This window comes from Micromonospora echinaurantiaca, assembly GCF_900090235.1.
Lineage (GTDB): Bacteria > Actinomycetota > Actinomycetes > Mycobacteriales > Micromonosporaceae > Micromonospora > Micromonospora echinaurantiaca.
The window spans coordinates 4,978,274-5,004,477 of sequence record NZ_LT607750.1 but is presented as its reverse complement, the minus strand read 5'-3'; the positions used below and the strand labels follow the sequence as shown (position 1 = coordinate 5,004,477).

The 26,204-nt window shown below is 74.1% G+C and carries 22 protein-coding genes; 10 read left to right on the top strand and 12 right to left on the bottom strand.

Annotated features, from left to right (window positions below):
• Positions 1-38: 38 nt before the first annotated feature.
• Positions 39-965, top strand: coding sequence for a 2-hydroxyacid dehydrogenase (locus tag GA0070609_RS22455; RefSeq protein ID WP_088997908.1), 927 nt, complete (start codon positions 39-41; stop codon positions 963-965).
• 113 nt (positions 966-1,078) lie between these two features.
• Here the strand turns inward: GA0070609_RS22455 and GA0070609_RS22450 are convergent, their stop codons facing one another.
• The gene (locus GA0070609_RS22450) at positions 1,079-1,456 is read right to left on the bottom strand and encodes a PH domain-containing protein (protein ID WP_088995603.1); all 378 of its coding nucleotides are present in this window, start codon (positions 1,454-1,456) and stop codon (positions 1,079-1,081) included.
• A 207-nt stretch (positions 1,457-1,663) separates the two neighbouring features.
• Between GA0070609_RS22450 and GA0070609_RS22445 the strand changes: the two genes are divergently transcribed.
• Entirely contained in the window at positions 1,664-3,316 is a 1,653-nt protein-coding gene (locus GA0070609_RS22445; protein WP_231928379.1) for a putative bifunctional diguanylate cyclase/phosphodiesterase, read from the top strand.
• Positions 3,317-3,334: 18 nt separating this feature from the next.
• Here GA0070609_RS22445 and GA0070609_RS22440 read toward each other — a convergent pair whose 3' ends face one another.
• Entirely contained in the window at positions 3,335-4,354 is a 1,020-nt protein-coding gene (locus GA0070609_RS22440) for a LacI family DNA-binding transcriptional regulator (protein WP_088995601.1), read from the bottom strand.
• A 500-nt stretch (positions 4,355-4,854) separates the two neighbouring features.
• Between GA0070609_RS22440 and GA0070609_RS22435 the strand changes: the two genes are divergently transcribed.
• Both GA0070609_RS22435 and GA0070609_RS22430 read left to right on the top strand, forming a co-directional pair.
• Positions 4,855-5,193 carry an ArsR/SmtB family transcription factor gene (locus GA0070609_RS22435; protein ID WP_088995600.1) on the top strand — a complete coding sequence of 113 codons (339 nt, stop codon included), beginning with the start codon at positions 4,855-4,857 and terminating at the stop codon, positions 5,191-5,193.
• Positions 5,190-6,893, top strand: coding sequence for a SulP family inorganic anion transporter (locus tag GA0070609_RS22430; RefSeq protein ID WP_088995599.1), 1,704 nt, complete (start codon positions 5,190-5,192; stop codon positions 6,891-6,893). The genes GA0070609_RS22435 and GA0070609_RS22430 overlap by 4 nt, the downstream gene beginning before the upstream one ends.
• A gap of 171 nt (positions 6,894-7,064) precedes the next feature.
• Here the strand turns inward: GA0070609_RS22430 and GA0070609_RS22425 are convergent, their stop codons facing one another.
• The 6 genes from GA0070609_RS22425 to GA0070609_RS22400 are packed head-to-tail and all read right to left on the bottom strand — an operon-like array spanning position 7,065 to position 12,040.
• Entirely contained in the window at positions 7,065-7,808 is a 744-nt protein-coding gene (locus tag GA0070609_RS22425) for a copper homeostasis protein CutC (protein ID WP_088995598.1), read from the bottom strand.
• Positions 7,808-8,824, bottom strand: coding sequence for an asparaginase (locus tag GA0070609_RS22420; protein WP_088995597.1), 1,017 nt, complete (start codon positions 8,822-8,824; stop codon positions 7,808-7,810). Before GA0070609_RS22420 ends, GA0070609_RS22425 begins: the two co-directional genes overlap by 1 nt.
• Complete coding sequence (locus GA0070609_RS22415; RefSeq protein ID WP_088995596.1) at positions 8,821-9,684, bottom strand: amino acid ABC transporter permease; 864 nt, start codon at positions 9,682-9,684, stop codon at positions 8,821-8,823. Before GA0070609_RS22415 ends, GA0070609_RS22420 begins: the two co-directional genes overlap by 4 nt.
• Positions 9,681-10,325 (bottom strand): amino acid ABC transporter permease, encoded by a 645-nt coding sequence (locus tag GA0070609_RS22410; protein WP_088995595.1) that lies wholly within the window; start codon positions 10,323-10,325, stop codon positions 9,681-9,683. Before GA0070609_RS22410 ends, GA0070609_RS22415 begins: the two co-directional genes overlap by 4 nt.
• A gap of 15 nt (positions 10,326-10,340) precedes the next feature.
• A complete protein-coding gene (locus GA0070609_RS22405) occupies positions 10,341-11,294 on the bottom strand; it encodes a glutamate ABC transporter substrate-binding protein (protein WP_088995594.1) in 954 nt (317 codons plus the stop codon).
• A gap of 17 nt (positions 11,295-11,311) precedes the next feature.
• Positions 11,312-12,040, bottom strand: coding sequence for an amino acid ABC transporter ATP-binding protein (locus tag GA0070609_RS22400; RefSeq protein ID WP_088997907.1), 729 nt, complete (start codon positions 12,038-12,040; stop codon positions 11,312-11,314).
• Positions 12,041-12,232: 192 nt separating this feature from the next.
• Here GA0070609_RS22400 and GA0070609_RS22395 point away from each other — a divergent pair, with 192 nt between their 5' ends.
• Complete coding sequence (locus GA0070609_RS22395) at positions 12,233-13,414, top strand: ROK family transcriptional regulator (protein WP_197700177.1); 1,182 nt, start codon at positions 12,233-12,235, stop codon at positions 13,412-13,414.
• A gap of 93 nt (positions 13,415-13,507) precedes the next feature.
• Here GA0070609_RS22395 and GA0070609_RS22390 read toward each other — a convergent pair whose 3' ends face one another.
• Together GA0070609_RS22390 and ilvD are read right to left on the bottom strand one after the other, a co-directional pair.
• Positions 13,508-14,218, bottom strand: coding sequence for a hypothetical protein (locus GA0070609_RS22390; protein WP_088997906.1), 711 nt, complete (start codon positions 14,216-14,218; stop codon positions 13,508-13,510).
• 57 nt (positions 14,219-14,275) lie between these two features.
• Positions 14,276-16,123, bottom strand: a complete 1,848-nt coding sequence (ilvD, locus tag GA0070609_RS22385) for a dihydroxy-acid dehydratase (protein ID WP_088995592.1) — start codon at positions 16,121-16,123, stop codon at positions 14,276-14,278.
• A gap of 128 nt (positions 16,124-16,251) precedes the next feature.
• Between ilvD and GA0070609_RS22380 the strand changes: the two genes are divergently transcribed.
• The 5 genes from GA0070609_RS22380 (at position 16,252) to serA (ending at position 24,459) form a co-directional block, all read left to right on the top strand.
• Positions 16,252-18,651 carry a putative bifunctional diguanylate cyclase/phosphodiesterase gene (locus GA0070609_RS22380; protein WP_088995591.1) on the top strand — a complete coding sequence of 800 codons (2,400 nt, stop codon included), beginning with the start codon at positions 16,252-16,254 and terminating at the stop codon, positions 18,649-18,651.
• 181 nt (positions 18,652-18,832) lie between these two features.
• Positions 18,833-20,719, top strand: a complete 1,887-nt coding sequence (locus tag GA0070609_RS22375) for an acetolactate synthase large subunit (protein WP_088995590.1) — start codon at positions 18,833-18,835, stop codon at positions 20,717-20,719.
• Positions 20,720-20,800: 81 nt separating this feature from the next.
• Positions 20,801-21,316 (top strand): acetolactate synthase small subunit, encoded by a 516-nt coding sequence (gene ilvN / locus GA0070609_RS22370; RefSeq protein ID WP_088995589.1) that lies wholly within the window; start codon positions 20,801-20,803, stop codon positions 21,314-21,316.
• A gap of 76 nt (positions 21,317-21,392) precedes the next feature.
• A complete protein-coding gene (gene ilvC, locus GA0070609_RS22365) occupies positions 21,393-22,406 on the top strand; it encodes a ketol-acid reductoisomerase (protein ID WP_088995588.1) in 1,014 nt (337 codons plus the stop codon).
• 454 nt (positions 22,407-22,860) lie between these two features.
• Positions 22,861-24,459, top strand: coding sequence for a phosphoglycerate dehydrogenase (serA, locus tag GA0070609_RS22360; RefSeq protein WP_088995587.1), 1,599 nt, complete (start codon positions 22,861-22,863; stop codon positions 24,457-24,459).
• Between the two features lie 84 nt (positions 24,460-24,543).
• On the opposite strand, the gene GA0070609_RS22355 is transcribed toward serA, so the two are convergent.
• Complete coding sequence (locus GA0070609_RS22355; RefSeq protein ID WP_172899388.1) at positions 24,544-24,897, bottom strand: hypothetical protein; 354 nt, start codon at positions 24,895-24,897, stop codon at positions 24,544-24,546.
• 318 nt (positions 24,898-25,215) lie between these two features.
• A complete protein-coding gene (locus GA0070609_RS22350; RefSeq protein WP_088995586.1) occupies positions 25,216-26,061 on the bottom strand; it encodes an FAD:protein FMN transferase in 846 nt (281 codons plus the stop codon).
• Positions 26,062-26,204 lie beyond the last annotated feature (143 nt).

Here is a 26,204-nt window from a genome sequence, read left to right as displayed (position 1 = left end):
CGCCCTGGCGCCGGGGCGGGGGCCTAGTGTCGGCGGACGTGAAGGTATGGATCCCGCACGAGGCCGGGCGGGCGCTGCTCGGCGAGCCGCCGCCGGGCGTCACGGTCGAGGTGGCCGAGGACCCGACCCGGCTCCCCTCGGAGGTGGCCGGCGTCCGGTTCTGGGTGCCGCCGTTCCTGGCCGGTCCGGCCGCCGCGGCGCTGGTGCGCGAGCTGCCGGACCTCGAGGTGGTGCAGCTGCTCTCCGCCGGAGCGGACGCCTGGGTCGGCCGGATCCCGGGCGGGGTGACGCTCTGCGACGCGCGGGGGGTGCACGACCCGTCCACCGCCGAGTGGGTGGTCGCCGCGATCCTGTCCCAGCTGCGCGCCTTTCCCGCCTTCGCCCGGGCGCAGGCCCGCCGGGAGTGGGCGTACGACGCGGAGGCGCCGACCGACGAGCTGGCCGGCAAGCGGGTCCTGATCGTCGGGGCCGGCTCGATCGGCACGGCGGTGCGGGTCCGGCTCGCCCCGTTCGAGGTCGACTTCACCCTGGTCGCCCGCACCGCCCGCCCCGAACAGGGGGTGTACGCCGTCGACGAGCTGCCGCGGCTGCTGCCGGAGGCGGACGTCGTGGTGCTGCTGTTGCCGCTGACCGAGCAGACCCGGGGTCTGGTCGACGAGAAGTTCCTCGCCGCGATGCGGGACGGCGCGCTGCTGGTCAACGCCGCTCGCGGGCCGGTCACCCGGACCGACGCGCTGGTCGCCGAGCTGTCCACCGGCCGGATCTCCGCCGCGCTGGACGTCACCGACCCGGAGCCGCTGCCCGCCGACCACCCGCTCTGGGCGATGCCGAACGTGCTGCTCACCCCGCACGTGGCCGGTTCGGTGCGGGGGCTGCTGCCGCGCGCGTACCGGCTGGTCGGTGACCAGGTGCGGCGGTTCGCGGCCGGAGAGCCGCTGATCAACGCCGTGGTCGACGGCTACTGAGCCACCAGCCCACCAGCCCACCAGCCCGCGAGCCGCGGGCCCGTGCCGCAGGTCGCCCAGCCGCTGTGGTGGGTTTCGCCGGACGCCGCCGCGGCGCGGCGGTCGGCTCCCGCTCAGCCGGCCGAGCCCGGCAGGGCCTGCCCGGTGGCCGAGACGAGCCGGGGCAGGTCGGCGCCGCGTACCGCCGGCAGCACCACCTGCTGCCCGTCGTCGAGCCGGGCGACCGCCCGCCCGCGCGGGTCGGTGGCCAGTTCCACGACGTGCTCCCAGCCGATCCGGCGCTGCCCGGCGAGCGCCCGCAGCCGCAGCTCCCGGGCGTCGGCGTCGGTGCCGGCCCGCCACGCCCAGAGCGCCACCGCCACCGGCACGAGCAGCACCGGCAGCAGGTACCAGCGGGCGCTGGCCAGCGGCAGGGCGCCGATGGTCGCGATGACCGCGGCGGCCAGGATCGCCTGGTTGTGGCGGAAGCGGACGGTGTCGGAGCGGCTCACCCTCCGATGATCCCACCCCGGCCCGGTGCCGTTCCCGCCGGGCGGGAACCCGGCCCGGACATCGACTCGGTAGTGACGCGGGTCACTGTCCGGTGCCCGTCACCCGGCGGGCCGCCCGTCGTTCGGCTCAGGTGGACGGTGGACTCGGCTCCGCGCCGCCGTCCGCGCCCCGCACCGCCCCCGTGCCCCCTCACGAAGGCGATCGCCGTGCCCCTTCCGTACCCCTCCCTCGCCTCCCTCCCGCCGGCGCCCCGACGCCTCCGGCGCCACGCCGCCGACGCGGCCGGCCCGGCGGTGGCGCTGGTCCTCGCCGCCTGGCTGCTGCTGCCCGACCCGCTCACCGGCCCGACCCGGCTCGCCGTGGCGGCGGCCCTCGGCGCGCCGACCGCCTGCGCGCTCGTCACGCTGACCGAGGCTTACCGGTACGGCGGAGTGGGACGCTGTCAACTGGTCGGTGCGTCCAGCGTGCTCGGGCTGGCCGTGCTGGGCGCCGGGCAGCAGCTCCGCGTCGGCGCGGCGGACCCGACGGCCGTCCTGCTCGCGCTCGCGGTGGTGCCGCCGCTGCTGCTCCGCGGACTGCTCGGTGCCCGGCCGGCCCCGGCCGATCCGCCGGCCGCCCGCGCGTCGGTGCCGGCCGGCCGGGCGGAACTGCTGCGTGCCCTCGACGCGCTGCGGGACGCGCCCGCGCCGTCCGGGGCGCTGCTGGTCGTCGAACTGACCGGCGCCGCCGAGGGGCCCGGGTTCGCGGTCCGCGACGACGTGCTGACCGAGGCGTTCCGCCGGGCCCGCGCGGTGCTCGGCCCCCGGGACCTGCTCGCCGAGCCGAGCGGCGCCGGGTTCGCCGTGCTCACCCCCGCCGGACCGGTTCTGGCGTACGCGCTGGGCAGCCGGTTGCTGGCCGCGCTCACCCAGCCCTACCAGGTGCCCGGGGCGGTGCTGCGGCTGCGGGCGAGCATCGGGCTGGCCGAGGTCGCCGGATCCGGGCCGGAGGACGTGCTGCGCCAGGCCGACCTGGCCCGGCGGCGGGCCGTCCAGCTCGGCCGGGACCGGGTCGAGTGGTACGACGCCTACCTGGAGGAACAGCTGGTCCGCCGGCTGGACCTGGAGCGGGAGCTGCCGGGGGCGCTCGCCCGGGGCGAGCTGGACCTGGTCTACCAGCCGGTGATCGGGCTGGCCGACCGGCTGCCGGTGGGCGCGGAGGCGCTGCTGCGCTGGCGCAGCCCGGTCTTCGGCACGGTCCTGCCGGCCGAGCTGCTGCCGGTGGCCGAGGACCTGGGCCTCGTCGGCGAGGTGGGCTGCTGGGTGCTGGAGCGGGCCTGCCGCCAGCTCGCCGCCTGGTCCACCGGCGGCCGGGAGCTCTGGATGGCGATCAACGTCAGCGTTCCCGAACTCGTCTCGCCGGACTTCGTGCCGCGCACCGCGGCGGTGCTCGACGCGTTCGGGGTGCCGCCGGACCGGTTGGTGGTCGAGGTGGCCGAGCCGCGGGTGGGCGCCGAGCTGCCGACCGTGGTGGCCCGGCTGGCCGGGTTGCGGTCGCTCGGCATCCGGACCGCCCTGGACGACTTCCGGGCCGAGCACGCCTCGCTCGCCCAGCTGCGCCGGCTGCCGATCGACCTGCTGAAGGTCGGCCCGGAGCTGGTCGACCCGGCGGATCCGGAGCGTCCGCTGATCGACGTGGTGGTGAACGTGGGCGACCGGCTGGGGCTGGAGATCGTCGCCGAGGAGCTGGAGTCGGCAGCCCACGTCGACGGCGCGTGCCGGGCCGGCTGCCGGTACGGCCAGGGGTTCGCGCTGGCCCGGCCGGCCACCGCCGAGCGGGTCGAGGCGTACTTCGAGGAGTTCCCGTCCGCGTTCCGCTGAGGCGCCACCGGTGTCGGTTCAGCCGCTCCGCGGCGGTGCGGTGCTCCCGCGCGGGGTGAGGTGTGCCGTCTCGTCCTGGAGTCCGGCCGGGTCGGCGCCGCCGATCACCGCCAGCAGCTGCCGGGCGGCGTGCGCGCCGTAGGCCGGGATGTCCCGGCTGAGCGCGGTCAGCGGCGGGTGCACCAGCTGGCAGAGGGGCGAGTCGTCCCAGGCCACGATGGACAGGTCGGCGGGGACCGCCAGCCCCATCTCCTGGGCCACCGACAGGCCGGCGATCGCCATCACGTCGTTGTCGTAGATCACCGCGGTGGGCCGGGCGGCGGAGCTGAGCAGCCGGCGGGTGGCCCGTGCGCCCTCCTCGCCGGTGTAGTCCGACGGCACGGTGACCGCGTCGGCGAGCCCGAGCCGCCGGCACGCCCGGTCGAACGCCTCGGTGCGGATCTCGGTGTGCAGCAGGTCGGGCAGGCCACCGACTCGGGCGATCCGCCGGTGCCCGAGTGCGACCAGGTATTCCACCGTCTCCACCAGCGCGGCCGCGTCGTCGGACCAGACGCTGGCCAGCCGGCCGGTGCCGGCCGGGCCGCCGATCACCACCGCCGGCAGGCCGAGCTCCTCCAGCACGGGCACCCGCCGGTCGTCGGTGCGCAGGTCGCAGACGAGCACGCCGTCGACCCGGCGCTCACCCCACCAGCGCCGGTAGACAGCGATCTCGGCCGCCGGGTCGGTCACCACCTGGAGGGTGAGGGCGTACGACCGGGCGGCGAGTTCCGCCTCGACGCCGCTGATCAGCTCCATGAAGAACGGCTCGATGCCGAGCGTCCGGGCCGGGCGGCACAGAGCCAGCCCGACCGCCTCGGCGCTGGCTCCGGAGAGCGCCCGGGCCGCGCTGCTCGGGCTGAAGCCCATCTCGGCGGCGATGTCGAGGATCCGCTGGCGGGTGGCCGCGGAGACGCCGGGCTGGCCGTTCAGCGCGTACGACACCGCGCCCTTGGAGACCCCGGCCCGTCGGGCGACGTCGGCGATGGTCGGCCGCTTCACCGGCGTGCTCCTCCTCCCTCCCGCCCGCCGGCGGGACGGCGCGCTGCCTGCCCGCCCGCGGCGGAACCGCCCGCCCCGGGGACGCGCCCGCCGGGCGGCCGGCGGAGATCACGGTACTGCACCTGGCCGGTGCTCGGCTGCCGCGCCGACGCTGCCCGCCGTGAGGCAGGGAGCTTTCTCGGTTAAGTACCTCCTGCCAGTAGGCCGAAGTGGTGGCGGAGCTGCCGCCGTTAGCACCGGCTAGCACTGATGGTCGTGCTCCCATGACCCCTCGGAGTAATCGGACAGGTCGGCGGTAATCGATCGTTGACACTGCCGCAACCGGACCGTACGGTGGCATCACTTATCCGGTTAAGTCAACGTATCTCGATCTACGGGAGCGTTTCCAAAATGCGGAGGGTGAGGTGGCCGGATCGCGCTGTCGACTTGAAAAATTCTGCAAGTGCTAAAGTCTTCAGGGTCGTGCGGCGGGTGGCCATGCGGCAGGGGGAGGCGACGGCGTGTCAGTGCCGCTGTACCAGGCGAAGGCCGAGCTGTTCCGCACGCTCGGGCATCCGGTGCGGATCCGGGTGCTGGAACTGCTCCAGGACGGGCCGAAACCGGTCCGCGACCTGCTCGCGGCCATCGACGTCGAGGCGTCCAACCTCTCCCAGCAGCTGGCCGTGCTGCGCCGGGCCGGCATGGTCAGCACCTGGCGGGACGGCTCCCTGGTCATGTACGCGCTCAGCACCCCGGACGTGGCCGACCTGCTCGCCGCCGGGCGGCGGATCCTCGGCGCGGTCCTCACCGACCGGGACGGGCTGCTCGGCGAGCTGCGGGCCGACGGGTCCGCCCGGTGACCGCCGCGCTCGGCCTGGTCCGCGACCGCCTGCTCGGCCTGCTGCCGCAACCCGCCGACTGGCGGGCCGTGCGCCGCTCGCCCCGGCGGGACCTGCTCGCCGGGGTCACCGTGGCCGTGGTGGCGTTGCCGCTGGCCCTGGCCTTCGGTGTCACCTCCGGCCTGGGCGCGCAGGCCGGCCTGGTGACCGCGGTGGTCGCCGGCGCGGTCGCCGCCGTCTTCGGCGGTTCCAACCTCCAGGTCTCCGGCCCCACCGGGGCGATGACCGTGGTGCTGGTGCCGGTGGTGCAGCGCTTCGGCGCCACCGGCGTGCTGATGGTCGGGGCGATGGCCGGGCTGGTGCTGATCGCGCTGGCGCTGGCCCGCCTCGGCCGGTACGTCCGCTACCTGCCGGTCCCGGTCATCGAGGGGTTCACCGCGGGCATCGCGGTGGTCATCGCCCTGCAACAGGTGCCAGCCGCGCTCGGGGTGGCCGACGCGCACGGCGAGCGGGTCTGGGCGGTCGCCGCCGACGCGGTGGTCCGGTTCGCGGCCCACCCCGCGCCGGCGCCGCTCGCGGTGGCCCTCGGCGTCGCCGCGCTCATGCTGCTCGGCGCCCGGTGGCGTCCCGGCCTGCCGTTCTCGCTGATCGGGGTGGCGCTGGCCACCGTGCTGGCGGAGACCGTGCCGGTCGAACTGGCCCGGATCGGCGCGTTGCCCAACGGGCTGCCGGCGCCGTCGCTGAGCTTCCTCGACCCGGCCGCCGTCGGCGTGCTGCTTCCCTCCGCGCTGGCGGTGGCGGCGCTGGCCGCGCTGGAGAGCCTGCTCTCCGCCACCGTCGCGGACGGCATGACGGTCGGCGAGCGCCACGATCCCGATCGGGAGCTGTTCGGCCAGGGCCTGGCCAACCTGGCCGCACCGGTGTTCGGCGGGATTCCGGCGACCGCCGCCATCGCCCGGACCGCGGTGAACGTGCGCGCCGGCGCGAGTTCGAAGCTGGCGTCGCTCACCCACGCCGTCGCGCTCGCCGCCATCGTGCTGGCCGCCGCTCCGCTGGTCGGCCGGATCCCGCTGGCCGCGCTGGCCGGCGTCCTGCTGGCCACCACGGTGCGGATGGTCGAGGCGGGTTCGCTGCGGGCGCTGGCCCGGGCCACCCGGGGCGACGCGCTGGTGCTCGTGCTCACCTTCACCGTCACCGTGGCGCTCGACCTGGTGACCGCCGTGGCGGTCGGGGTGGGCGTGGCCGTGGTGATCGCCCTGCGGGCGGTGGCCCGCACGGCCCGGGTGGAGCAGGTGCCGCTGGACCGGGGTGAGCACAGCGCCGAGGAGCACGCGCTGCTCGCCGACCACATCGTCGCCTACCGGCTGGACGGGCCGCTGTTCTTCGCGGCGGCGCACAACTTCCTGCTCCAGCTCTCCGACGTCGCCGACGTGCGGGTGGTCATCCTGCGGATGTCCCGGGTCTCCACCATCGACGCCACCGGCGCGCAGGTCCTCGGCGACGCCATCCTCCGGTTGCAGGGGCGCGGCATCACGGTGCTGCTCTCCGGGATCGCGCCCGGGCACGACCAGGTGCTGGCCGCCCTCGGGGTGGCCGACCAGTTGCGCCGCGACGGGCTGGTCTTCCCGGACACCCCCAGCGCCATCCGGCACGCCCGGTCCATCGCGCTCGCCGGTGACCGGACGGCCGAGGCCGCACCCGCCGGCGTCACCGGCCGCTGACCGGGGAGGCCGGCCGGCGAACGGATCTTCCCAGGCGCTCCCGGCGCGGTCGGCGTCGTGCTCGGTTGGGGCTCGGGTCGAAGCCGACGGCGCCGGTCGGCGGAAAGACGACGATCCGGCGGGGGCGCCTCCCCGCCGGATCGTCCGGTCAGGCCTTCGGTGGCCGGGCGGTCAGCCGCGGGCCGCGGCGAGCACCTGGCCGACCAGCTCCCCGGAGGTGCCGGAGCGCTCGTACTCGGGCCGGTTCAGGGCCCCGCCCATCAGCGGCCGGAGGTTGCGGTGCACGGCGGGGCTGTCCGAGCTGACCAGCGCCGCGAAGTGGTACTCCCGGGCGCCGGTGGCCTCGATGATCCGGGCGATGTTGCGCGGGGTGATGCCGCCACCCGGCATGACGACGATGCGGTCGCCGGCCCGGCGGACCAGCTCGGCGATGAGCGGGGCCCCCTCCAGCACGCTCACCTCCTGACCCGAGGTCAGCACCCGGTGCACGCCCAGCTCGACGAGCTGCTCCAGCGCCTGGAACGGATCCCGGACCATGTCGAACGCCCGGTGGAAGGTGATGCTGACGTCGCCGGCCGCCTCGATCAGCTTGCGGGTGGTGGGGACGTCGACGTCTCCCTCCGGGGTCAGCGCCCCGATCACCACGCCGTGCGCGCCGGCCGCCACGGCGGCCTGCACGTCGCGCACCATCGCGTCGACCTCGGCCGGCGAGTAGATGAAGTCACCGGCCCGGGGGCGGACGATGACGTGCACCCGGATCCGGTCCACGCTGCGCAGCGCGGTCTCGATGGTGCCGATGCTGGGGGTCAGCCCGCCGTCGAACAGTGCGGAGCAGAGCTCCACCCGGTCGGCGCCGGCCGCCTCGGCGGCGATCGCTCCCTCGACGCTGTCGATGCAGATCTCGAATGTCGTCATCAGTCTTCCTCTTCCGTGCGGGCCGGTCCCGCGGTCCAGTCGATGGCGGCGGTGACGGCGCCCACCGGTTCGCCCCCGCCGAGTACCGGCACCCGGCGCAGCTCCGGGGCGCCGTCGACCGCCGCGCCGGCCTCGGCCAGCGCGGCGAGCGCGATCACGGTGGTGGCGCGGGGGCTGCCGTCGATCGCCTTCACGGCGACCGCGTAGCCGTCGGGGGTCGCCACCCCCAGCACGCCCTCGGCGCCGCCCTTGGCGAGCACCCCGGGCAGCGCCCGCATGAGGTCGGTGTTCGGGTGGCCGTGCCACCCTCCGACGTGTTCCGGATGGCGGCGCATCGCCTCGGCCACCCGTTCCTCGACGCTGCCCGGCGCAGCCTGGGCGAGCGCCTGGAAGGTGCGGGCCAGCCCGGTCAGTGGCAGGCCGAACAGCGGCGCGCCGCAGCCGTCCACCGCCACGGTGCTGACCGGGGTGCCGGCCAGCCGCGCCACGGCGGCGGCGATCTCCCGCTGCACCGGGTGTGCCGGGTCGAGGTAGTCCGGCGTCGACCAGCCCCGGGCGACGGCGGCGACCAGCATGGCGGCGTGCTTGCCCGAGCAGTTCATCCGGATCCGGCTGCGCCGCTCGCCGGTGCGGATCAGCCGCTCCCGGGTGGCCTCGTCCTCGGGCCAGTCGACCGGGCAACCGAGCGCGTCCTCGGTCAGCCCGGCGGCGGTCAGCAGGTCGCGTACCACGGTCACGTGCCGGTCGTCGCCGGTGTGGCTGCCGGCGGCGATGGCCAGCGCGGGCCCGGTCAGCACGCCGGCCAGCGGGGAGTCGGCGGCCGCCGTGGCGGTCAGGCAGGCCAGCGCCTGCACCGGCTTGAGGGTGGAGCGGGGCAGCACCGGCTCGTCGGGTACGCCGGCCCGCAGCGCGACGGCGCCGGTCGGGTCGAGCACCACGACGCTGCCGTGGTGCCGGCTCTCCACGAAGCCGTTGCGGGTCACCCGGGCCAGTTCGGCGTACGGGCGGTCGGTCACCGGTTACCCCCTCGGGTGAGCACGGTCGCATCCGGTCCGGCCGACCGGCCGCGGGCGGTGAACCGCCCGTTGCAGGCCTGCAGGACGCGGGCGAACTTCGACAGCGAGGCGTTGACCACCAGGTAGATCAGCGCCACCACCAGGAACGTCTGGATCAGCAGGTTGGTGTACGAGGCGAGCACCTGACCGCTGTAGAGCAGCTCGGTGTAGCTGACCACGAAGCCGAGCGAGGTGTCCTTGAGCAGCCCGACCAGCTGGCTGACCAGGGACGGGGTGAGCTGGAGCAGGGCCTGCGGCAGGACGACCAACCGCATCACCTGCCCCCGGCGCAACCCGATGGCCAGGCCGGCCTCGGTCTGGCCCCGGTCCAGCGCCTTGATGCCGGCCCGGAAGATCTCGGCGAAGGCCGCCGAGTTGGAGATCACCAGCGGCACCACGAGCTTCCAGAACAGCGGGAAGTTCAGGCCGTACCGGGGGAGTGCGAAGAGCGTCACGTAGATCAGCAGCAGCGCCGGTACGGTCCGGAAGACCTCCACGTACGCGCCGGCCAGCCACCGTACCGGCCGGTGCGCCGACAGCCGGCCGAGCGCGAGCAGCAGCCCGAGCACGGAGCTGAGCACGGCGGTCGCCGCGGCGGCGAGCAGGGTGTTCCAGAGCGCGTCGAGCAGGTAGCGCCAGATCGGCCAGGTGGTGAAGGGCTGCCACCGGTCGGCGGCGAGTTCGCCGTAGCTGGCGAACCGGTGCACCGCCCAGGCGAGCCCGCCGAGGACGGCGAGCGCGCCCAGCACGGTGGCGATCCGGATCCGGCGCTGGGCTCGCGGGCCCGGCACGTCGAAGAGGATCTGCTGGTTCGAGCTCATCGGACGATCGCCAACCTTCGTTCCAGCGTGCCGGTGAGCCGACCGATCAGCAGCGCCAGCAGCATGTAGGCCAGGCCGGCGCCGGTGAAGACGGCGATCGGCTGGGCCTCGACGAGGTTGACGTTGTTGGCGGCCTGGGTCAGCTCGACCACCCCGACCGCGGCGGCCAGCGAGGTGTTCATCAGCAGCGCGATGCAGATGTTGCCCATCGGCTGGATCACCGCGCGCAGTCCCTGCGGCAGGATGACGTACCGCAGGGACTGGCTGAAGGTGAGTCCGATGGCGCGGGCCGCCTCCGCCTGCCCCACCCCCACCGTGTTGATCCCGGCGCGGATCGCCTCGGCCAGGTACGCCCCCTCGTAGGCGGCGAGCACGATGGCCGCCGAGGTGAACAGCGGGAACGTGATGCCGATCGTGGGCAGCGCGAAGACGAAGAGCACCAGCAGGGCCAGCAGCGGCAGGTTCTGCAGCACCTCGACGTAGACCATGCCGACGGTGCGCAGCAGCGGCACCGGGCAGACCCGCAGGGTGGCCACGACGACGCCGAGCAACAGCGCGCCGAGGGTGGTCACGACGGTCAGCTGGACCGTCGTGACCAACCCGTGGCCGAGTTCGTCGAGGTGGGCGGTGAGGGCGTCCATGGCGGGTGGGGGTCCTCAGGAACCTTCGACCGAGCCGATCGCCGGCGGGGTCGGGGTGCCACCCTCCACCACCGAGCCGAGGGTGCTCTCCCAGACCTTGGCCCAGGTGCCGTCCGCCTGGATCTTCTTGAGCCAGTTGTTGACGAACTCCTTGAACTGGGCGTCCTCGCGGTTCAGGCCGATGCCGTACGCCTCGGTGGTGAACGGCTCGCCGACCACCTTCATCCCCGGGTTCGCCTTGGCGCCCGAGGCGAGCAGGGTGAAGTCCTGCACGTAGGCGTCGCCGCGCTTCTGCAGCAGCGCCTGCACGGCCTGCGGGTCGGTGGCGAACGCGACCTGCTTCGAACCGGGGGCGGCGGTGGGCAGCGCGGTGACCGCCGGGGTGTTCGCGCCGACGATGACGGTCTTGCCGGCCAGGTCCTGGACGCCCTTGATGCCGGTCTCGTCCTTGCGGACCGCCACGGCCAGGCCGGAGGTCAGGTACGGCCCGGCGAAGGCGACCTGGGTGGCCCGCTGCGGGGTGATCGTGTAGGTCTGGAAGACCGCATCGACCGACTTGGCCTGGAGCATCGCCTCCCGGGTCTGGGTGCCGATGGTCACCGTCTTCACCTCGGGCTTGCCGATGATGTACTTGGCCAGCAGCTTGGCCATGTCGGCGTCGAAGCCCTCGATCTCACCGGTGACCGGGTTCTGCTGGGACAGCAGCGGGGCGTCCAGCGAGCCGCCGACGTTCAGGTAGCCACGCTTGCGGATCATGTCCATGGTGGAGCCGGCCGGGATCTCGGCGTCGGACGCCACCGGGGCGGCGTCGAACACCGACTGGGCCACCTTCTCGCCGCCGGACTTGCCGGGCAGGGTCGGGGCCGAGCCGCCGTCGCCGCAGCCGGCGGCGGCGAGCGCGACGGTCACCGCCGTCGCGGCCACGGTCAGCGCGCGGCGTCGCGTGAAGCTCGTGTGGAGAAATGACATGCCACCCTCCTCGGGGGTCAGTGCTGGAGGATCTTGGAGAGGAAGTCGCGCGCCCGCTCGGTGCTGGGGGCGGCGAAGAACTCGTCGGGGGTGCCGGACTCGACGATCCGGCCGTCGTCCATGAAGACGACCCGGTCCGCGGCGCGGCGGGCGAAGCCCATCTCGTGGGTCACCACGATCATGGTCATCCCCTCCGCGGCGAGGGAGACCATCACGTCCAGGACCTCGTTGACCATTTCCGGGTCCAGGGCCGAGGTCGGCTCGTCGAAGAGCAGCACCTTCGGCCGCATGGCCAGCGCCCGGGCGATCGCCGCCCGCTGTTGCTGGCCGCCGGAGAGCTGCGCCGGGTAGTGGTCGGCCTTGTCGGCGATGCCGACCCGGTCGAGCAGGGCCAGCGCCTGCTCGCGCGCCTCGGCCTTCGGCATCCGGCGGACGCGTACCGGGCCGAGCGTGACGTTGTCCAGCACGGTCCGGTGGCCGAAGAGGTTGAACGCCTGGAAGACCATGCCGACGTCGGCGCGCAGCCGGGCGAGCTTGCGTCCTTCGGCCGGCAGCGGTTCGCCGTCGATCTCGATGCTGCCCTCGCCGGCGACCTCGAGGCGGTTGAGGCAACGGCAGAGCGTCGACTTGCCGGAACCGGACGGGCCGATCACGACCACCACCTCGCCGGCGGCCACGGTCAGGTCGACGTCCTTGAGCACGTGCAGCGGGCCGAACCACTTCTGCAGGCCGCGGACGGCCACCATCGGCCGGCCCGGGCGGGTGGGCTCGCTCCGGCCCGCGAGGTCGGGTGCCGCCGTCGGTGCCACAGCTCGCCTCACTTTCTACGACGTCCGAACAAAGTTATGCACTTCTCGAATCAACGGGGCCATCTAATGCGAGAGCACAAACTAAGTCAACAGCTTGCCGGAAGAAAGTTCGGATGCTATGAACCTCGCGTGACGATTGACGACGCCCCGCGTGACGGCCTACGCGGCGGTCCACGGGAGCTGCTCCGGTTGGTGGCCAGCGGAGCGGCGGTCAGTCGTGCGGATCTCGCCCGGCTCTCCGGGCTCTCGCCGTCCACCGTCTCGCAGCGGGTCGAGGCACTGATCAGCGAAGGGTTGCTCCAGGAGACGGGCGCCGGGAAGTCCCGCGGCGGCCGTCGGCCCCGGCAGCTCGCGGTGCCCACCGGCGGCGCGCTGATCGGGGCGATCGATTTGGGCGCGCACCATGCCCGGCTCGGCACCCTCGACCTCACCGGGCGGGTCGTCGAGGCCCGCACCCGGCCGGTACGCATCGAGGACGGGCCGGAGGCCGTGCTCGGCGCGCTGCTCGACGAGGTCGCCGCGCTGGCGCCCGCCGCCACGGTGCCCGGTCAGCGCGGCGGTACCGCCGGCAGCGGGCTGCGCGGCATCGGCATCGGCATCCCCGGCCCGGTCCAGTACGACACCGGCCGGATCGTCAGCCCCTCTCGGATGCCCGGCTGGAACGGCTTCGACGTCCGCGAGTTCTGCGCCCGCCGGACGGACGTGCCGGTGGTGGTGGACAACGACGCCAACCTGATGGCGCTCGGCGAACACCGGGCGGTGCACGGCGACCTCGACCACGCGGTCTACGTCAAGGCCGGCACCGGGATCGGCGCCGGCGTCATCTCCGGCGGCCGGCTGCACCGGGGGGCCCAGGGCTCCGCCGGCGACATCAGCCACTGCCGGGTGGTGGCCGACCCCGGGCCGCTGTGCAGTTGCGGCAACACCGGCTGTCTGGAGGCGGTGGCCAGCGGCGCGGCCCTGGTCGCGGCGTTGTGCGAGCAGGGCGTACCGGTCGAGGACCTGACCGGCGTGATGCGGCTGATCGACGACGGCGACCGGCACGCCACCGCGCTGGCCCGCCGAGCAGGCCGGTCGATCGGCGAGATCCTCGCGGTCGTGGTCAACTTCTTCAACCCGCAGGTCGTCGCCATCGGCGGCCGGCTCGCCGAGTGCGAGCCACTGCTGGCCAGCATGCGGGCCACCCTCTATGAGCGGTGCCTGCCGCTGGCCACCCAGGCGCTGCTCATCGAGCGGGTCGTCACCGGCCCCGACGTCGGCATCATGGGCGCGGCCCAACTGGTCGTCGACCGCGTCGTCGACCCCGCCTGACGGTCGGCGGGTCGGCTTCCAGGTCCTGGTAGGACAGGGCCCCCGTCAAGGGCCGTCCTCACCAGGATCTCGTGCCGGTCCGACGCCGCTGGGTCAGCCGGGCAGGGCGCCGAGCCCGGCCAGCAGCTCCAGGCGTTCCTCGGCGGTGAGCGCCGCGTAGACCGGCTCGTCGAGGCGGTCCGTCTCGGCCTCGATCGCCCGGCGGGCGGACCCGTCCGGCAGCGCCGTGATCTCCGCAACGGTCAGCCCGGCCGCCCGCCACGCCGCCCGGTGGGCGTCGCCGCGGTGGTGCCGCAGCGCACCCAGCCGCGAGGTCAGCCGCAGTGCCGGGGAGGCGTCCGGCGGCTCGTACACCGGGGCCATCGCCCGAAACCCGGTCCCGCCGGTGGTCAGCCCGTGCGCCAGCAGCCGGCCGACCAGGTCGGCGAGCCGGGGCACCGCGGCCAGGCCGGGCAGGTACGCGGGCGCGGCCGCCCAGCGTTCCTCGGCCGCCTCGCCGGTCATCCGCTGCACGGCCGCCGCCAGCTCGCGGCCGAGCCCGGTGAGCCGCCAGGCGCCGTCGGCGTCCACCTCGGCCACGCCCTGCGCCAGCTCGGCGCTCATGTCCGCGCCGACGTAGACCAGCACGTCGTCGAGCGCCCGGGCCGGCATCGGCCGGGCCAGCAGCCCGAAGTTGAAACTCACCTCGAACCCGGGCCGGAGCCCGCGCTCGGCGTAGTAGGCGGTGATCCGGCTCCGGGCCGCCTGCCGGGCGCCCACGTACACCCGGTCGACGACCGGCCGGACCAGTCCCGCGTAGCTCATGATCGCCCACCCCCGACGCCGGACCATACCGGCGCCGGAGGGTGGCGTGGGGGCGCGCTACTCCGGGACGCGGCGGTAGGCGCCGTCGCTGGCCGAGGTGGCCATCGACGCGTACGCGCGCAGCGCCGCCGACACCGGCCGCTGCCGGTCGGCCGGGGTGTACGGGCGGTCCCGCTTCTCCTCGGCGACGCGGCGGGCCTGGAGGACGTCCTCGGGCACGTTCAGCTCGATCGAGCGGCCCGGGATGTCGATCACGATCTCGTCGCCCTCCCGGACCAGCGCGATCAGCCCGCCGGAGGCGGCCTCGGGCGAGACGTGCCCGATGGAGAGCCCGGAGGTGCCGCCGGAGAACCGGCCGTCGGTGAGCAGCGCGCAGGCCCGGCCCAGGCCCCGGCCCTTGAGGAACGAGGTGGGGTAGAGCATCTCCTGCATGCCGGGGCCGCCCTTCGGCCCCTCGTAGCGGATCACCACCACGTCACCGGCGACGACCTGCTTGTTGAGGATGGCCTCGACGGCGGCGTCCTGGGACTCGTAGACCTTGGCCGGGCCGCGGAAGGTCAGGCACTCCTCGGGCACCCCGGCGGTCTTCACCACGCAGCCGTCCGGCGCCAGGTTGCCGTGCAGGATGGCCAGGCCGCCGTCGGCCGAGTACGCGTGCTCGCGGTCCCGCACGCAGCCACCGGCCGCGTCGGTGTCCAGCGACGACCAGCGGTTGGTGGTGGAGAACGGCTCGGTGGTGCGCACCCCGCCCGGGGCGGCGTGGAACAGCTCGACCGCCTCCGGCGTCGCCGAGCCGCCCCGGACGTCCCAGTCGGCCAGCCAGCGCGACAGCGAGGGGGAGTGCACCGCGTGCACGTCCCGGCGCAGCAGGCCGGCCCGGTCCAGCTCGCCGAGGATGGCCGGGATGCCGCCGGCCCGGTGCACGTCCTCCATGTGGTACTGCGGCGAGTTCGGGGCGACCTTGGCCAGGCAGGGCACCCGGCGGGAGATCTCGTCGATGTCGGCGACGTGGAAGTCCAGCTCGGCCTCGCGGGCGGCGGCGAGCAGGTGCAGGATCGTGTTGGTCGAGCCGCCCATCGCCACGTCCAGGGCGACCGCGTTCTCGAACGCGGCCCGGTTGGCGATCGTGCGGGGGAGCACGGAGGCGTCGTCGCCGTCGTACCACCGCTTGGCGATCTCCACGACGGTGCGCCCGGCCTCGACGAAGAGGGAGCGGCGCGCGGCGTGGGTGGCCAGCGTCGAGCCGTTGCCCGGCAGCGCCAGCCCGATCGCCTCGGTGAGGCAGTTCATCGAGTTGGCGGTGAACATGCCCGAGCAGGAGCCGCAGGTGGGGCAGGCCGACCGCTCGATCTCGCCGAGCTGGCCGTCGGTGACCGCCTCGTTGGACGAGGCGATCATCGCGTCGATCAGGTCGATCTTGCTGTGCACGACCCCCTCGATCGCCGTCGTCTTGCCGGCCTCCATCGGCCCGCCGGAGACGAAGACGGTCGGGATGTTCAGCCGCAGCGCGGCCAGCAGCATGCCCGGGGTGATCTTGTCGCAGTTCGAGATGCAGACCAGGGCGTCCGCGCAGTGAGCGTTGACCATGTACTCCACCGCGTCGGCGATCAACTCCCGGCTGGGCAGCGAATAGAGCATCCCGCCGTGGCCCATGGCGATGCCGTCGTCGACCGCGATGGTGTTGAACTCGCGGCCCACCCCGCCGGCCTCGGCCACCGCCTCGGCGACCAGGCCGCCCATGTCCTTGAGGTGCACGTGACCGGGTACGAACTGGGTGAAACTGTTGGCGATGGCGACAATCGGCTTGCCGAAGTCGTCGTCGGTCATCCCGGTGGCCCGCCAGAGGGCCCGGGCGCCGGCCATCGTCCGACCGTGCGTGGAGGTCTTCGACCGCAGCTCAGGCATGACTACCAGTCTGGCACCGCCACCGCACCGGCCGGCGGGTGCGCGGGCCGTGTCCCAACAGTTGCGCACCCGATCCCCCACGGGGAGCGCTCATCCGGCAGAGTTGAGACGTGCATCTCCCCCCGGGCATGGTCGCGGTAGCGGTGCTGAGCGGGCTCGCGACCGCCTCGGCCGCGGTGCTGCTGGCCGCCACCGCCCGGCGGCGCGCGGCCCCCCGGCGCCCGGCCCACCTGCTCTTCGCCGCCGCCGGGGCGGTGGCGGTGGCGACCGTGCTGGTCGGCCTCGCCGAGGTGTCCGACGCGGCCGCGCACTGGGAGCACGAGCAGGGCTCCCGCACCGACTGGGCCACGCTGGTCTCGGTCGGCACCGCGGCCGGCGGGCTGCTCTTCTGCGCCGGGCTGCTCCGACTGCCCGGCGTCGCCCCGACCCGCGCGGCGGCTGCCCGGCTGGTCCTCGACGGGCTGATCATGGCCGGCGCGCTCTGGTTCGTCGGCTGGGTGCTCTTCACCGAGCCGACCCGGCTGCTCGGCGACGCCACCCCGATGGCCTGCCCGGCGATCCTGATCGCCACGGTGGCCGCGGCGCTCACCGCCGGGGTGGCCCTCATCGTGGTCTTCCGCGCGCCGCAGTCGCGCGCCCGACTCGCCGCCGCCGGCGCCGGTGCCATCGCGCTGACCTGCGGCGGGATGGGCATGGCGACCGGTCTCTGCCAGGCCGGGCCGACGGTGGCGGTGAGCTCGGCGGCGTTGCTCGCCGCCGGGGCGCTCACCGGGGCGCTGGCGCTGCGCCGGGTCGACCCGCCGGACCGGGCCGACCTCGACCTGATCGGCCGCGACGGCGAGTACGCCCTGCTCCCGATCGTCGCGATGGCCGCCTCCGCGGTCTACCACCTGTCCCAGGACGGCCGGTTCGGCGCGCTGGCCGTCGCGGCCGGCAGCGTGGAGGGCTTCGCCCTGGTGACCCGGCAGTTCCTGACCCTGCACGACGTGCGCGGCTACGCCGGCCGGCTGGCCGAGCGGGAGGCGCACTTCCGCGAGCTGGCGCACACCGACGCGCTCACCGGGCTGGCCAACCGGCGCGGGCTGCTCCGCGCGCTGCACCGCTGCGCCGCGGCCGGCACCCCGTGCGTGCTGCTCGGCCTCGACCTGGACGGCTTCAAGAACGTCAACGACATGCGCGGCCACGACGTGGGCGACGCGGTGCTGGCCGAGGTGGGCCGGCGGCTGCGCGGCAACCTGCGCCCCGGCGACGTGGCCGCCCGGCTCGGCGGGGACGAGTTCGCGGTGCTGCTGCACGGCCGCCCGGCCGAGGCGGACCGGGTCGCCGAGCGGCTGCTCGGTGTGCTCGGCCGCGCCTACGACCAGTCCGAGGGGCCGGTCTTCCTCTCGGTGAGCATCGGGCTGGCCGGCTGGGCCGGGGAGCCCGACGTGGAGCTGCTCCAGCGCCACGCCGACCTGGCGCTGCGGCACGCCAAGCAGCGTGGCAAGAACCGGATCGAGCGCTACGACGCGGCCTACGACCAGCTGCTGCGCCGGCGTACCACGCTGGAGCACGAGCTGCGCGGCGCGATCGAGCGCGACGAGCTGCGGCTGGTGTTCCAGCCGGTCGCCTCGCTGCCCTCGGTACGCCCGGTCGGCGCGGAGGCGCTGCTGCGCTGGCACCACCCGCAGCTGGGCAACGTCCGCCCGGACGAGTTCATCCCGCTGGCCGAGGAGTGCGGGATGATCGCCAAGCTCGGCGCCTGGGTGCTGCACCAGGCGTGCCACCAGCTCTCCCGCTGGCTGGCCGACGGGCACGACGTCTGGGTGTCGGTGAACGTCTCGCCACGTGAACTGCACGCCCCGGAGTACGTGGTGCAGGTGGCCGAGGCGTTGCGCGCCCACCACGTCCCGCCGCAGCGGCTGGTGCTGGAGGTCACCGAGCACGCCGTGGCCACCGACCTCGACGAGCTGATCCGCCGGCTGACCGCGCTGCGGCTGACCGGGGTGCGGATCGCGCTGGACGACTTCGGAGCCGGCTACTCGTCGCTCGGGCAGCTGCGCCGCCTGCCGATCGACATCCTCAAGATCGACCACAGCCTGGTCGCCGAGCACGAGCCGGTCCGGCCGGTGGGGCGGGACGGTCCCGCGTTCGCGCCGATGGTCGACATCGTGATGCGGCTCGGCCACCAGTTCGGTCTGGAGGTGATCGCCGAGGGGGTGACCACCCCGGCCGAGCTGGCCGCGGTGGTCGCCGCCGGCTGCCGGTTCGGCCAGGGCGCGCTCTGCGGCTGGGGCGTACCGGCCGAGCACCTGGAGGCGATGCTGGAGGCGGCCACCTCGCCGGGCGCCCGCCCGGCCCGGCCGTCCGCCCCGTTCCCGACCCCGCCGGTGGTCGGGCCGGTCCGGCCGCCCGCCCCGCGCCCGGCCGAGGCCGCGTCCGGGCAGGTCGGGCCGGGTGCCGCAGGCGTGTCGGGCGGCGACGCGCCGAAGTCCGTTAACCAACATGTGGGATCAGTTGACTCATCGCGTGAGATGCGTCAGGCTTGACCCCATGTCCCGGTCGCTGCGAGTACTTACCTGAGCGCACTCTCCTCCGCTGAGAGTGCGCTGGCCCCGTGCATCCTGCACGAGGGCTTTTTTGTTGCCATCGAAACCCGTCGGAGCGGGCCCCGCCCGCGTTCCAATGCCTGAAGAGCCTCACCCACTCCAGCCGAAGGCCTGAACCGCCATGACCAGACCCACGCCAGAAACACTCGCCCACTCCGCCCGGCGGGCGCGCACGGCCGCCGAGCCGGCGAGCGACGCCGACCACGCCGCGGCCGTCCGCGCCGCGGCCACCCCGGCCGTTCCGGGGGTACGCCCACCCGCCCCGGCCCAGGTTTCCGGCGCCGGTTCGCTGGTGCGCTCGCTCGAGGCGCTCGGCGTGGACGTCGTCTTCGGCATCCCGGGCGGCGCGATCCTGCCCGCCTACGACCCGCTCTACGACTCCACCGTCCGGCACATCCTGGTCCGGCACGAGCAGGGCGCCGGGCACGCGGCGACCGGTTACGCGCAGGCCACCGGCAAGGTCGGCGTCTGCATCGCCACCTCCGGCCCCGGCGCGACCAACCTGGTCACCCCGATCGCCGACGCGTACATGGACTCGGTGCCGGTGGTCGCGATCACCGGCCAGGTGGCCCGGCCGTCGATCGGCACCGACGCCTTCCAGGAGGCGGACATCCAGGGCATCACCCTGCCGATCACCAAGCACAACTTCCTGGTGCAGAGCGCCGACGAGATCCCGCGGGTGCTGGCCGAGGCGTTCCACCTGGCCGCCACCGGCCGGCCCGGCCCGGTGCTGGTCGACATCCCGAAGGACGTCCTCCAGGCTGCCACCACGTTCGCCTGGCCGCCGACGCTGGACCTGCCGGGCTACCGGCCGACCCTGCACCCGCACGGCAAGCAGATCCGGGAGGCGGCCCGGCTGATGACCGCCGCCCGGCGGCCGGTGCTCTACGTCGGCGGCGGCGTGCTCAAGGCCGGCGCCACCGAGGGGCTGCGCCGGCTGGCCGAGCTGACCGGCATCCCGGTGGTCACCACCCTGATGGCGCTCGGTGCATTCCCCGACTCGCACCCGCAGCACCTCGGCATGCCGGGCATGCACGGCACGGTCGCCGCGGTCTACGGGTTGCAGAAGGCCGACCTGATCGTGGCCCTCGGCGCGCGCTTCGACGACCGGGTCACCGGCAAGCTGGACTCGTTCGCCCCGGACGCGACGGTGGTGCACGCCGACATCGACCCGGCCGAGATCGGCAAGAACCGGCACGCCGACGTCCCGATCGTCGGCGACGCCCGGCACGTGATCGACGAGCTGATCAGCGCGGTGACGGCGGAGCAGGAGGCCGGCCGGCGTGCCGACCTGGCCGACTGGTGGGCCCAGCTCGACGACCTGCGCAAGCGCTACCCGCTGGGCTACGAGGAGCCGGCCGACGGCACGCTCTCCCCGCAGTACGTGATCAAGCGGCTGGGCGAGATCGCCGGTCCGGACGCCATCTACGTCGCCGGCGTCGGCCAGCACCAGATGTGGGCCTCGCAGTTCATCTCGTACGAGAAGCCGCACACCTGGTTGAACTCCGGCGGCCTCGGCACGATGGGCTACGCGGTGCCGGCGGCGATGGGCGCCAAGGTCGGCCGGCCCGACTCGGTGGTCTGGGCGGTGGACGGCGACGGCTGCTTCCAGATGACCAACCAGGAGTTGGCCACCTGTGCCCTGGAGGGCATCCCGGTCAAGATCGCCCTGATCAACAACGGCAACCTCGGCATGGTGCGGCAGTGGCAGACCCTGTTCTACGGGGAGCGCTACTCCAACACCGACCTCGGTACCCACAAGCACCGCATCCCCGACTTCGTGAAGCTCGCCGAGGCGCTCGGCTGCGTCGGGCTGCGCTGCGAGACGGCCGAGGACGTCGACGGGACCATCGCTGCCGCCATGGAGATCAACGATGCCCCGGTGGTGATCGACTTCGTGGTCGGCAAGGACGCGATGGTGTGGCCGATGGTCGCCGCCGGCACCAGCAACGACGAGATCATGTTCGCCCGCGGCGTCCGCCCGGTCTTCGATGAGGACGATGTCTGACATGAGTGCGCGAAGCGAACGAATCATCAAGATCAGTCGACGTGGTCGTCAGGGCGCGACCGAGCGAAGCGAGGTCGTGGCATGACGATGCACACGCTTTCGGTGCTGGTGGAGAACAAGCCGGGTGTCCTGGCCCGGGTCTCCGGACTCTTCTCCCGGCGCGGTTTCAACATCGACAGTCTCGCCGTCGGCGAGACGGAGAATCCGGACGTCTCCCGGATCACCATCGTGGTCAACGCCGAGTCCTCGCCGCTGGAGCAGGTCACCAAGCAGCTCAACAAGCTGGTGAACGTGCTCAAGATCGTCGAGCTGGACCCGCAGGTCTCGGTGGCCCGGGAACTGCTGCTGGTCAAGGTGCGGGCCGACCGCACCGCCCGGGCCCAGGTGCTGGAGACGGTGAACCTGTTCCGGGCCCGGGTGGTCGACGTGGCGCCGGACACGCTGACCATCGAGGCCACCGGCACCCCGGACAAGCTCGACGCGCTGCTGCGCGACCTCGAACCCTTCGGCATCAAGGAAATGGTCCAGTCCGGCTTGGTGGCGATCGGGCGCGGCTCGCGGTCGATCACCGCCGGGCCGGCGCTGCGGGCCGCCTGAGGCGGCCCGCCGCCCGCCCACAACACGCAACGATCCACGACGGGCCGCCCGGGCCGCCGTACGCGAAAGGGAAGTCATGAGCGTTGAGGTGTACTACGACGACGACGCCGACCTCGGCCTGATCCAGGGCAAGAAGGTCGCGGTGATCGGCTACGGCAGCCAGGGCCACGCCCACGCGCTGTCGCTGCGCGACTCCGGGGTCGACGTGGTGATCGGCCTGCCGACCGGCTCGAAGAGCCGGGTCAAGGCCGAGGAACAGGGGCTGCGGGTGGTCACCCCGGCCGAGGCGGCGGCGGAGGCCGACGTGATCATGCTGCTCGCGCCGGACACCGTGCAGCGCACCCTGTACGCGGAGTCGATCGCGCCGCACCTCGCCCCGGGCAAGGCGCTCTTCTTCGGGCACGGCTTCAACATCCGGTACGACCTGATCAAGCCGCCGGCCGAGGTGGACGTGGCGATGGTGGCCCCGAAGGGCCCGGGTCACCTGGTCCGCCGGCAGTACGTCGACGGCAAGGGCGTGCCCTGCCTGGTCGCCGTCGAGCAGGACGCCTCCGGTTCGGCCTTCGCGCTCGCCCTGTCGTACGCCAAGGGCATCGGCGGTACCCGCGCCGGCGCGATCCGGACCACGTTCACCGAGGAGACGGAGACCGACCTCTTCGGCGAGCAGGCGGTGCTCTGCGGCGGCGCGGCCGCCCTGGTGCAGACCGGCTTCGAGGTGCTCACCGAGGCCGGCTACGCCCCGGAGATCGCCTACTTCGAGTGCCTGCACGAGCTGAAGCTCATCGTCGACCTGATGTACGAGGGCGGCATCGCCCGGATGCGCTACAGCGTCTCCGACACCGCCGAGTACGGCGACCTCTCCCGCGGCCCGCGGGTCGTCGACGCCCGGGTCAAGGAGGAGATGCGCAAGATTCTCTCCGAGATCCAGTCCGGCGAGTTCGCCCGCGAGTGGATCGCCGAGGACGACGCCGGCCGGCCGAACTTCGCCAAGTGGCGGGCCGAGGGCGCGGCGCACCCGATCGAGGAGACCGGCCGGAAGCTGCGCGGCATGATGAGCTGGGTCGACCGCCCGATCACCGAGACCGCCTGACGCTTTGCCCGCGGTGCCCGGTCGTCGGCGTACGACCGGGCGCCGCACCGACGGCCCCGACCCGGCGCTCTCCCCGGCGCCGGGCCGGGGCCGTCGGGCGTCGGTGCCCGTTCGCACGGTTCGGCCGAGGGGACCGGCCGGCGGCGACCGCCAGGACCACCGCGCCGGTCGCCTACCTGCTGGGACCGGGTGACCAACGCCTCAGCCCGCCCGCCGGGCTGCCGGGCCGCCGGACGCCGAGCCGGGTATGCGCGCCGGTCGCCGTTCACCGGCCGGTCACCGGCGGTTGTGAGGGCACTCACCCCACGGTCCGCGACATGCCGGCCGGCCCGCCCCCTACGATCGCGGGTAGGTGCGTAGCCGGCACCTGACGGCATAAGGCACGGATCAGCGCGGGGCGCAGTGCGGCGCCCGGCGGCCCGGCCGACCGCTCTGACGACATCTACGAGGACCAATGACTCCTGTCGTACTGATCGCCGAAGAACTCGCTCCCGCCGCCATCGAGGTGCTCGCCCACGACTTCGACGTCCGCCACGTCGACGGCACCGACCGCCCGGCCCTGCTCTCGGCGCTCTCCGAGGCCGACGCCGTCATCGTGCGCAGCGCCACCCAGATCGACGCCGAGGCGATCGCCGCCGCGCCGCGGCTGAAGGTCGTCGCCCGCGCCGGTGTCGGGCTGGACAACGTCGAGGTGCCGGCCGCCACGGCCCGGGGTGTCATGGTCGTCAACGCGCCCACCTCCAACATCGTCTCCGCCGCCGAGCAGGCCGTCGCGCTGCTGCTCGCGGTGGCCCGGAACACCGCCAGCGCCAGCGCGGCGCTGAAGGCGGGGGAGTGGAAGCGGTCCAAGTACACCGGCGTGGAGATCCAGGGCAAGACCGTGGGCGTGGTCGGCCTCGGCCGCATCGGCGTGCTCTTCGCGCAGCGGATCGCCGCCTTCGGCACCCGGCTGATCGCGTACGACCCGTACATCCAGCCGGCCCGCGCGGCGCAGCTCGGCGTCCGTCTGGTGGGCCTGGAGGAGCTGCTGCGGGAGAGTGACTTCATCTCGATCCACCTGCCGAAGACCCCGGAGACCGTCGGGCTCATCGGCGAGAAGGAGCTGGCCCTGGTCAAGCCGGGCGTACGGATCGTCAACGCGGCCCGCGGCGGCCTGATCGACGAGCAGGCGCTGGCCGACGCGATCGCCGAGGGCCGGGTCGCCGGCGCGGGCGTCGACGTCTACGCCAAGGAGCCCTGCACCTCCTCGCCGCTGTTCGCCTTCGACAACGTGGTGGCCACCCCGCACCTGGGCGCCTCCACCCACGAGGCGCAGGACAAGGCCGGCCTGGCCGTGGCCAAGAGCGTCAAGCTGGCGCTGCAGGGCGAGTTCGTGCCGGACGCGGTGAACGTGCAGGCCGGCGGCGTGGTCGCCGAGGACGTCCGGCCGCTGCTGCCGCTGGCCGAGAAGCTCGGCCGGGCCTTCACCGCCGTCGCCGGCGGGGTCGCCGCCAGCGTCACCGTCGAGGTGCGTGGCGAGATCGTCAACCACGACGTCTCGGTGCTCAAGCTCGCCGCCACCAAGGGGCTGTTCAGCTCGGTGGTCGAGGAGCAGGTCACCTACGTCAACGCGCCGCACCTGGCCGCCGAGCGCGGGGTCGAGGTCAGCCTGGTCACCCAGGCCGAGACGGCCGACCACCCGAACCTGGTCACCGTCCGCGGCGCGCTGCCGGACGGCCGTACGGTCAGCGTCTCCGGCACGGTGACCACCGCCGGCACCCGGGACATCATCAAGCTGACCGAGGTCGACGGCTTCGACGTGGAGATCGGCGCCGAGGGCATCCTGCTCTTCCTGCGCTACGTCGACCGTCCGGGCGTGGTCGGCACCGTCGGCACGCTGCTCGGCGAGGCCGGCATCAACATCGCGGCCATGCAGGTGGCCCGCCGGGAGGCCGGCGGCGAGACGCTGATGACGCTCACCGTCGACCAGGCGCTCGGCGCCGACCTGCTCACCTCGGCCGCGGAGTCGATCGGCGCGGCCGCGGCCAGCGCCGCCGACCTGCGCGACGAGTAGTCGCGGGCACGACGAGGCGGGGCCCGGCGATCCGCCGGGCCCCGCTGTCGTACGCCGACCGGGCCGTGGTGCCGGTCGGGGCGCTCAGGGCAGCCGCGCCGGGGGCGGGTAGACGGTGCCGTCCTGGGCGTCGAAGAGCATCAGCCCGTGCTCGCCGGCCAGCCGCTCGATGTCGAGCAGCACCTGGTCCTCGCAGGTCGGGTGCAGGTTCAGCTCGACGTGGTCGTGGGCCGCGTGCAGCGGGGTGACCGCCCACGGGGTGTCCGGCCCCGGGTGCCGGTCCGGGTAGGTGGCGGTAATCGCCCGGTAGAAGCCCACGACCCGGGGGTCCGGGTGCCGGTCCTGGTGCTGTCCCTGCCGGCACCGCTGCACCGCGCCCCGGACGTCCTCGGGTGTCGCCCCGTCCGCGAGGGCCCACACGCTCAGATCGAAACTCACGGCGGACAGCGTGCCATCAGTCGTTCACCATGTCGAAACTGCCCCGCCGCGGGTCGGCCGCCGGCCTGCCATCCTCCTGTCGGGACGGTCCGCTGTGGAGACTCTTGCGTCGAGTTGCGTCGATTCGCTAGCGTACCTGTGCGGTCACTGGCCGAGCTCGCGGCGGCGGCCCGTCTTCGGGTGGCGAGGTCGACGTCCGGCCCGACCGGCCCGCACCCCTCGATTGCGCGAGCCACGCGCACTCGTCGCTGACCGGCCTCCACTGTCGTTGCCGCGGCCGTGGGGGCCGATCGCGGGCCAGCACATCCGGCGCCACGCTCAGCGGCGGTGGGCGAAGAGCGGCCGGTAGTCCGAACCGTTGCCGAACCAGGCCAGCCCGGCGGGGCCGGCGGCGTAGAGCGCGGTGGCGTACGCGTCGGCCACCGCGAGGTCGGGGCCGACGACGGTGGCTGCCACCATCTGGTCGACCGGCTCCCCGGTGTGCGGGTCCACCACGTGTCCCTGCCGGCCGGTCACCCCGGAGGTGCCGACCGCGCCCGCCGTCATCTCCAGCACCAGCGGTGCCCGGCGCCGGTCGGTGGGGTGGTGCACCGCCACCCGCCACGGGCCGCCGTGCGGGGCGTGCCCGCGTACCACCAGGTCGGCGCCGGTGAGCACGGCGTAGTCGTGGATGCCGGCGGCGCGCAACCGGGCCGCCGCCCGCTCCACCGCCCAGCCGCCGAGCAGGCCCCCGGGGTCGAAGCCGCCGGGCACCGCCCAGGCGTCGAACCAGCCGTCGGTGGCCGCCCGCATCGCGGCGCACCGGTCCACCAGGTCGGCCAGCGGCGGGTACGACTCGGGGCTGATCTCGCCCCGGCGCAGCCGGGAGACCAGGCTCTCCGGGCGGTTGGGGCCGTAGGTGAGGTCGATCGCGCGCAGTTCGGCCACCGCGTCCCGCAGCGCCTCGCCGACGCCGCGGTGGCCGAGCCACTCCGGGGCGTTGAGCAGCAGCGCGTATTCGGCGGTGGAGGTGCTGACGGTGTGTCGCACGGCGATCCGGTCGCCGGTCACCGCACCGGGCCGGTCGAACCGCGGGCTGCGTGGGCCGAGTCGCAGGTCCGGGCGGCGGCTGTGGAAGGCCGACTGGTCCACCCAGCGGGTCCGGGGCTGCTCGTCGATCCGCATGGTGCCACGCTAGTCAGCGGAGTTGACCGCAGCATGAATCCCACCTGGGAGCCTCCTGAGCATCACCGATTCCCGAATGTTGGAAGATCCGTACCGGGGGGCGGGATGGCGGCGTACCGTCGGGGCGACGGCGAATCGAGGGA

What these genes read in the sequence shown, in the direction of transcription:
- GA0070609_RS22425 (WP_088995598.1), bottom strand. Translation starts at nt 7,808, where the DNA reads ATGACGACATTCGAGATCTGCATCGACAGCGTCGAGGGAGCGATCGCC.
- GA0070609_RS22410 (WP_088995595.1), bottom strand. Translation starts at nt 10,325, where the DNA reads ATGGACGCCCTCACCGCCCACCTCGACGAACTCGGCCACGGGTTGGTC.
- ilvD (WP_088995592.1), bottom strand. Translation starts at nt 16,123, where the DNA reads ATGCCTGAGCTGCGGTCGAAGACCTCCACGCACGGTCGGACGATGGCC.
- serA (WP_088995587.1), top strand. Translation starts at nt 22,861, where the DNA reads ATGACTCCTGTCGTACTGATCGCCGAAGAACTCGCTCCCGCCGCCATC.
- GA0070609_RS22390 (WP_088997906.1), bottom strand. Translation starts at nt 14,218, where the DNA reads ATGAGCTACGCGGGACTGGTCCGGCCGGTCGTCGACCGGGTGTACGTG.
- GA0070609_RS22375 (WP_088995590.1), top strand. Translation starts at nt 18,833, where the DNA reads ATGACCAGACCCACGCCAGAAACACTCGCCCACTCCGCCCGGCGGGCG.
- GA0070609_RS22380 (WP_088995591.1), top strand. Translation starts at nt 16,252, where the DNA reads ATGGTCGCGGTAGCGGTGCTGAGCGGGCTCGCGACCGCCTCGGCCGCG.
- ilvC (WP_088995588.1), top strand. Translation starts at nt 21,393, where the DNA reads ATGAGCGTTGAGGTGTACTACGACGACGACGCCGACCTCGGCCTGATC.
- ilvN (WP_088995589.1), top strand. Translation starts at nt 20,801, where the DNA reads ATGACGATGCACACGCTTTCGGTGCTGGTGGAGAACAAGCCGGGTGTC.
- GA0070609_RS22350 (WP_088995586.1), bottom strand. Translation starts at nt 26,061, where the DNA reads ATGCGGATCGACGAGCAGCCCCGGACCCGCTGGGTGGACCAGTCGGCC.
- GA0070609_RS22400 (WP_088997907.1), bottom strand. Translation starts at nt 12,040, where the DNA reads ATGGTGGCCGTCCGCGGCCTGCAGAAGTGGTTCGGCCCGCTGCACGTG.
- GA0070609_RS22415 (WP_088995596.1), bottom strand. Translation starts at nt 9,684, where the DNA reads ATGAGCTCGAACCAGCAGATCCTCTTCGACGTGCCGGGCCCGCGAGCC.
- GA0070609_RS22405 (WP_088995594.1), bottom strand. Translation starts at nt 11,294, where the DNA reads ATGTCATTTCTCCACACGAGCTTCACGCGACGCCGCGCGCTGACCGTG.